Raw genomic sequence first — 6,883 nt, 5'->3', positions numbered from 1 at the left:
AAATAAAAGATAGTAATACATGGCTAATCATAGGTTATACTGGATTGGATATAACATCAAAAACCGGAAAAAAGTACAACTACCACATTTGTAACTTATTAAATTAATATCATATTGACTAAAATTCAAAAGAGCCACACCCAAATGATTACCTGGCTGTTCTTCAACGTCGGCATCAGCAGGAACTTGCATCCAAAACCCAAGGGATTGATTACCGGAAAACCGTTGATCAACGCCCATGGCCATTCCATGAATTTGCCAAAATGATAGCGGATCTTCTTGGGAAAAAAGGGGGGCTTGGCGCATTCAATGCTAACGAGTTGGAAGTTCTTAAAAAAACGTGGAACATGAACACCGCGATCAATAAATCCATGGTCCGGCAAGCCTGTGCCGCCGCTGACCATAAATCCATTGCCTATGTCATCCGTGAACTGAAAATCCTGTTTAACCAAAAAGGAGAATAATCAATGTTTTTAACCCATTTTAACATGAGCGCCCATCCGTTTGCAGAAAATCCTCCCATTGACTGGTTGTTGACCGATAACCGGTTTGAACAGGCATTGGCCCGCATGAAATTTTTTCTGGAACAGGGTCGTCTTGCCCTGATTACCGGTCAGACCGGAATCGGCAAATCCTCCTTGCTCCGCCTGGTCCGGCAGGCCATGCCCCAAAATCGCTACACCCCTGTTTATCTACATCTGACCAGTGTCACCCCAGGGGCTTTTTTACGGCTCATTGTGGCACAATTAGGAGAGGCGCCCAGGTTCGGTAAAGACCGGCTGTTTCTTCAGATTGTTGAACGTATCAAAAAGAACGACACAGAAACCGTTATGATCATTGATGAAGCCCACTTAATTTCTGTCCAGACATTGGTTGACCTCAGGCTTTTGATCAGTGCCGGGGTCGATGCCGACCTGCCGCTGAAAATTGTCTTCAGTGGCCAGGAGTCACTGGCGACGTTGCTTAAACGCGCAAGCCTGGCTGATCTGGTTAACAGGATCAACATTCGTTATCACATAAAACCACTGTCCAGGGACCAAACCGTCGCATACATCAATCACCGCCTTAAACGGGCCGATGCCGCCGACAAGCTGATGACATCTGATGCAAAATTTCTAATCCACGATTATGCCGGTGGTGTGCCCAGGCCAATCAACAACATTGCCACAGCATGCCTGATCAATGCTGCATCCCAAAATATTAACTGCATTGACGAAAACACCGTCAATGAAACCATGACAGAGTTCAAACTACCATAGTAAAGGAGAAAAATAATGACACAACGTTATTCAAAAGCAGTGCTCCGGAAACTGAGAAACGACATACCAATTGACCGTGTCATCGCTGACATCCTCAACCAACCCAATAAAGTATCGGAAGGATACTTTCGCTTTCTTTGCCCTGTTTGTTCCGAATTTACGACTGCAGTTAATCCTAAAACCAATCTTGCAAGGTGTTTCTCCTGCCGGAAAAATTTTAACCCCATAGACATGGTCATGGCCGTTAAGACATATAGTTTTAGACAAGCGGTAGACTATCTGATGGGAATTATCAGAGCAAATTAAAAAGAGGGTAATAAATGGCCATTTTCTTATGCGAAAATCACCTATATTTTTTGAAAAGCGTAGTACGGTTACCTATAACCCTTTAACGGCAAGACTTTCAGGTGTTTATCTCTAAAAAAGGTGAGGATATGCGTGGAGGATATAGAGGAAAACCAAAACCCAAATTGCCATCACATCTAAAACGGGTCCATGTGAATGCCCGAATCCAGCAGTGGATGCTTGATGAGCTCAAAAGAAGAGGCGAGGTTGGGATAGTTTTGGAATATATATTGATTGAAGCCGGTTTTAAGTATCAACCAGAAAAAGGGATGAGAAACGGGAATTTTAATTGTCGTTGATCAAAGTGACACTTGTGGCCGCCGTTTGCCTATGATGGGCTTGTAACGGCGGCCATTTTTTTAAGACAAAGGATGTCACATAAAATAAAACTTGGGCCAGATAATGTGAGACTTAGCAGCTAACCTTAAATCTGTTGGCTTTTTTAAGTCATATTTTTCTGGAATTCACGGATAAAATCTATAGGGCGGTTCGAAAAGAATTTTCTGCCAGAAAAACCTTCTTTCAGGACTTTCAAACATTGACTAAATATTTTCATTTTCATAGCTGGGATCATTTGATTAATTTTATGCTTGAAGAACTGGAAGTGAATATACCGGAGATAGCTTTAGATTCAAGTTAGTTCCAAATTTAGAATTGCTGGGAGTACTATAGTTGATCAGGTAGTCACCTGAAAGTCGGATAAAGGTACATTTAAACCAAAACCACAAATTTATGGACGCTATGTGGTTACAAAAAGTCCTATCAATGGCAGTTTGCTAACACTGTTGTGCTTTGAAAGTATAGCCCAAATAGTGTACGCTTTATCCGACTTTCAGGGCGGTCTGGGTTTTAGGCATTAGTTATCAACGAATTGGTGGAGATCTTTTAGTCTTTTTAACATTGCTGCTAATTCGATCATGTTTATCGGTGAGCTGGCATTCATACTCCCGTTTTTGTCTCCACACATCACTCCAAATTCATAAAGTGTTTTTCCTGAATCAGTCCAACCGGTTTTGTTGTTCGAAAATTTCTTTTCTATTTTGAATTGATTGAAACTAATCATTGCTGTCATGATGTCAGCAACCTGCCCTCGTGTAATGAAATCCAATCTGTTTTCCAGTAAATTTCCAGCACCACATGAGTTTGATTGTACGCATTTGTTCCAAAACGCATTAATATCCAATTTCCCATTCATAAAATGATTAGTTTCATTTAAAATATAGCTGTAAAAAAGATTTAAGAATTGGTCAACAGTAACTCGTTGAAGCGGTTGGAAACTTTCTTGATATGTGTCCAGAAGACATCTGTTGTATAAATCTATCACTGCATCTATACCAAAAGTGAAACTCTTATCGCTATAGTTTATTTTATAACCATATGGAATTATTATTGGATCATAATTAACTGTTTGAGTTTGCTGTTCTAAGAGGTTACCGAATTTATCTACGATCTGAATTGTTACTTCAGGTGCAATTTTTAAATACAATTGTTCAACATTATTGTAGGTATATTTTTTCTTACCGATGAAATATTGCCCCTCTACAGTATCTTTGACAACATACTGTGTAATATTTGGATTTACGGAATAGGTTACTACTCGAGGAAGATATGACAGATTAATGTGAAAACTCTCGATTCCTGGAATGTCGAGATAGGGGGTGTAGTTCCTGTAGTAAAAATCAAACCAAATGGAGTCGTCATCACTTCTGTCCGGTTCGATTAGTGGCATGTAATATAAGAGGTCAAACCCATTGATTGGATTTTCCGTGAAATCTATAGCCTTATAAAAATTATTTTCACTGTCTTTCTTGAGCTGATATTCACCATAGGTGCTGAAATTTCCTCCATTACCATAATTTTCTATTAAATCGAGAGCTAAACGTGCGGCTCTAACAAGGTTGGCTTTGTCAGCTTTATTGATAGTTTGTGGATGTATATTTTTAGCAGTATACCAGAAGAATATGTCAAAAAAAGTTGTTACCTTTGTATATCCTTTATATAATTTTATTCCACAAAGATAATCGTATTCATTACTATAGTTTTCAATTTCTTTTTTAATGAGGTTTAAATCACTTCCATATTGATTGATATAATCGTATATGAAGGCTGTTGCCCACATATTTACTTGGGATTCATGTTCAGTGTTAGCTAAATCATATAAGGCATGAGCAGCATTTCCTAACGATAGCGTATTTAATAAGGCTTCATAACACGCAATTGGTAATCCTACAAATTTTGAGAAGCTGTTTGAAAGTGTTGTAATAAATTGTTCTGTGGGATAGGATTTCCACATTATAATTTCTATAGAACTTTTCGTTTGCCATTCCATCCATTCGAGAACTAAATCAGTGCTACTCAAAATTATAGTTTTGTAAAATTCATATGTCATCGAATCCCAACCAAATAGTTCTGTTAACTCAGATTTGATCGGATCTGAATTGAGAACTATTTTTAAAATATGATTAATATAGCCTTTTACAGTAACTTCCTGGCCTACTAAGTCTGTAGTTAAGCCTAACAATGCTGAACCTCCAGCACCGAAAATTTCTTTTAAATGATATTCTAAGCTCCAGTTCTTAAGAGCCTCATCATATTTAGTGAACGCTTCGTCAATTAATTGTAAATCATTTTTATAAAGTTCATTATTTTGTACACCAATCTCCAACGCTTTTATTATCAGATATCTGTTGATAGTTGATTCAGATTTGTAATCATAGACACTTTGACCTAGGTAGCTTTTGTACGACAAAAAATTGGATGTAGCATTTAATACATATTCTGATTCTGTTGATTGACCGATTTTACCGAGTACGGGATAAAGTCTGAATCCTTCCCCTGATGCGAAAGAAACATTTGATGGAAGACTTAAGTACAACACAACCAATACTGTAAAGTTGATTAGCTTATAGGTGTTATGTTTCATGTTATTTTCCCTTTTTGAAATTCAGATACCATAGAGATATCGCAATTTTTACGTTATCAGTCTTTTTAATCTATAGCCAAATTCTCTCCACATTGCTCCGAACTTCTGCCCTGATAATCGTTTTCGCCTACAGTTATAGAAATTTTCAAAGAAGCTTGCGGAACTGCATCTCCCACATAACGATAGGTGTTTTCTCCGCAGTTCCACCGATATTCATCTGGTAAAACATGATTTTTATATACCATGACCTGAAATGTTTTTTCTGGATTGTTAAAGGCATTTTACATAGCGACAGGGTCGTCACAGCTACTGTCTATTTTACAGCATAAACGACACCAACCTGCTTCATTATTTTGAAAAATAGATGACACTATTCCAACCATGGCATCTTCCGGAATAAGTATAACCTCGTCTATTGAATTCAAGACAAGCACTTTTCCAGAAATACAAGTATCAATATCAGGTGCATTATTATTGTTCATCTTTAAAATCTGATAATATTTGCAAGGCATTAACCGCATCATTAATGAATATAGTATCCCTTCCTGACCATAATTCATCGGACTTTAACAGATCTAAATCAATATAGTTTTCCTGAGTTGTTAACATTTTCAATATAGATATGGCATCTGACATATCCAAGTTTCCTGAATCATTTTTGCCAATCATCACAATGAATTTTTGAGGATTATCATAAGTCAGGTCTATTGTAAGATCATCAAATAAATTTGCTTCACTTTCATTATTAATTGATACAGACAGATCCAGAATTTCATCTGTACTATCTATAACCCAGAAAAACTCATTGTTTTCATCAAGATACACTTGCTGATCACCAATATAAATAGAATCCGCTTCGTCTGTGGCATTTACATTATATACTTTGCCACGCACTATAAACTTTGGCAGATATTTAATGTTGCTTATAATTTGGGTAAATGTTTTATTTTGAGTATGTAAAGCAATCTGGATATCGACATATTCACCGTAAAGTTCCGGCATATCGGGAGGTATAAAAATAACCAAATTTTCAAAAGGTCTGCCCCTGAAAAGTACCCCTTGAAGGCTTTCACTAGAAAATGTCACTTCCATATGTTCAATACCTATTTTTATTCCTGAACTTTCAAACCCTCCTGAAACATCCAATTTGTATGCTTTACCGGATGTCATGAATTTTTCTCCAGAAAAGGAAGGGTTAGATTCCACATCTTCGACAATCTGTGCTATATCATCATTTTCGTGTAAAAAATCCTGATCTTTAATTTCATATGTAAACCTGTCAACATATCCAATATTGTCTCCTCCACTAACAAGGACGCTGTATCCAGACTTAGGCATAACAGTAGCAGGAAAAAAACAAACCTTCTTGAAATTTTCACTACCTGGATATTCTCTGAAATATCCCTGATTTGAACTCCACCAATAATATTCGCTAACTTTATCATTTTTTGAGGAATCTGTTTCTGCTGTTACACTAAGAATAAGCGCATTATCTATTCCACATAATTCACTTGTAGCCCTGCTTTCTGTTACATTTGTAATGCTAATCCCTTGAGCATCAGATTCATAATACTGTGGTTCATATTCAAATCCGATATTTTTAAGCAATAGCTTTTGCACATCGAGGTTTTCGGGATTTTTAAAACTCGTATCATTATGACAATAATTACCTTCAAACTGTTGCTGAACTCTTCCAAGTATGACTAATGCTTCATAAACGCTTAAAGGATCTTTGGGCTTAAGTTCTCCGTTATTACCACTCATTAATTGATGTCTTACCGCTGTATTGAAATATTTCATTGCCCAGTCTGCCACATCTCCAAGATCCGTAAATTTGTCACTCAAATAATCAATATTTTCAATTAAAGGTAAATCAAGACCCTGTAAAGTTATGGCGATGAATTCCTGCCGACTCACCTTGTCCAGCGGCCTGAACAATTCGTTATTTTTTGTTATTGGAGTTGTGTCATCTTCATCACCTAAGTAATAACAAAGTTTCAACAGGGAATCATAATAATCTGTATTATAATCCACGTCTGCAAAGGGTAGAAAGTAGTCCTCCATACTTTTTGCCTTAAATTTTTCTGCTTTATGGGATAAAAATGATTCAATAAGAATGACAGCTTCAGACCGCGATAAATGAGAATCAATATTTTTATCATTGAGAATATTACACACTTTTGTGTTATAGTTTTTAAACTGTTCTTTAAATAGTTCTACCATATTAGGATCAGGTGCATTAACTGTTACGTATAAGTTTTTAGAGCCACTTATTGCTTCACCTTGTGAAACCTTTGCAACATAAAAACGTTGCGAACCGGTTATGCTTGGGGTGCAAGTGATTTGAGCTGACGTT

The 6,883-nt window shown here is 36.9% G+C and carries 6 protein-coding genes; 3 read left to right on the top strand and 3 right to left on the bottom strand.

Translation table 11 applies throughout. The features are described 5' to 3' along the window. Positions 1-27: 27 nt before the first annotated feature. A complete protein-coding gene (locus HXW94_RS02200; RefSeq protein WP_178365259.1) occupies positions 28-240 on the bottom strand; it encodes a hypothetical protein in 213 nt (70 codons plus the stop codon). A 23-nt stretch (positions 241-263) separates the two neighbouring features. Between HXW94_RS02200 and HXW94_RS02195 the strand changes: the two genes are divergently transcribed. Genes HXW94_RS02195 through HXW94_RS02185 form a run of 3 tightly spaced genes read left to right on the top strand, consistent with a single transcriptional unit; the run spans position 264 to position 1,565 of the window. Further along, the gene (locus tag HXW94_RS02195) at positions 264-464 is read left to right on the top strand and encodes a hypothetical protein (RefSeq protein ID WP_178365258.1); all 201 of its coding nucleotides are present in this window, start codon (positions 264-266) and stop codon (positions 462-464) included. A gap of 3 nt (positions 465-467) precedes the next feature. Beyond that, complete coding sequence (locus HXW94_RS02190) at positions 468-1,259, top strand: ExeA family protein (protein ID WP_178365257.1); 792 nt, start codon at positions 468-470, stop codon at positions 1,257-1,259. 15 nt (positions 1,260-1,274) lie between these two features. Further along, complete coding sequence (locus tag HXW94_RS02185; RefSeq protein ID WP_178365256.1) at positions 1,275-1,565, top strand: CHC2 zinc finger domain-containing protein; 291 nt, start codon at positions 1,275-1,277, stop codon at positions 1,563-1,565. A gap of 895 nt (positions 1,566-2,460) precedes the next feature. Here HXW94_RS02185 and HXW94_RS02180 read toward each other — a convergent pair. Continuing rightward, positions 2,461-4,527, bottom strand: coding sequence for a hypothetical protein (locus tag HXW94_RS02180; protein WP_178365255.1), 2,067 nt, complete (start codon positions 4,525-4,527; stop codon positions 2,461-2,463). A 471-nt stretch (positions 4,528-4,998) separates the two neighbouring features. Next, positions 4,999-6,883 (bottom strand): S-layer homology domain-containing protein (locus tag HXW94_RS02165; RefSeq protein ID WP_178365252.1); only part of this gene is annotated, 1,885 nt, incomplete at its 5' end.

This window comes from Desulfobacter latus (assembly GCF_013389365.1).
Lineage (GTDB): Bacteria > Desulfobacterota > Desulfobacteria > Desulfobacterales > Desulfobacteraceae > Desulfobacter > Desulfobacter latus.
This window is presented reverse-complemented; position numbering and strand designations above follow the sequence as displayed.

What these genes read in the sequence shown, in the direction of transcription:
- HXW94_RS02200 (WP_178365259.1), bottom strand. Translation starts at nt 240, where the DNA reads ATGGGCGTTGATCAACGGTTTTCCGGTAATCAATCCCTTGGGTTTTGG.
- HXW94_RS02195 (WP_178365258.1), top strand. Translation starts at nt 264, where the DNA reads ATGATAGCGGATCTTCTTGGGAAAAAAGGGGGGCTTGGCGCATTCAAT.
- HXW94_RS02190 (WP_178365257.1), top strand. Translation starts at nt 468, where the DNA reads ATGTTTTTAACCCATTTTAACATGAGCGCCCATCCGTTTGCAGAAAAT.
- HXW94_RS02185 (WP_178365256.1), top strand. Translation starts at nt 1,275, where the DNA reads ATGACACAACGTTATTCAAAAGCAGTGCTCCGGAAACTGAGAAACGAC.
- HXW94_RS02180 (WP_178365255.1), bottom strand. Translation starts at nt 4,527, where the DNA reads ATGAAACATAACACCTATAAGCTAATCAACTTTACAGTATTGGTTGTG.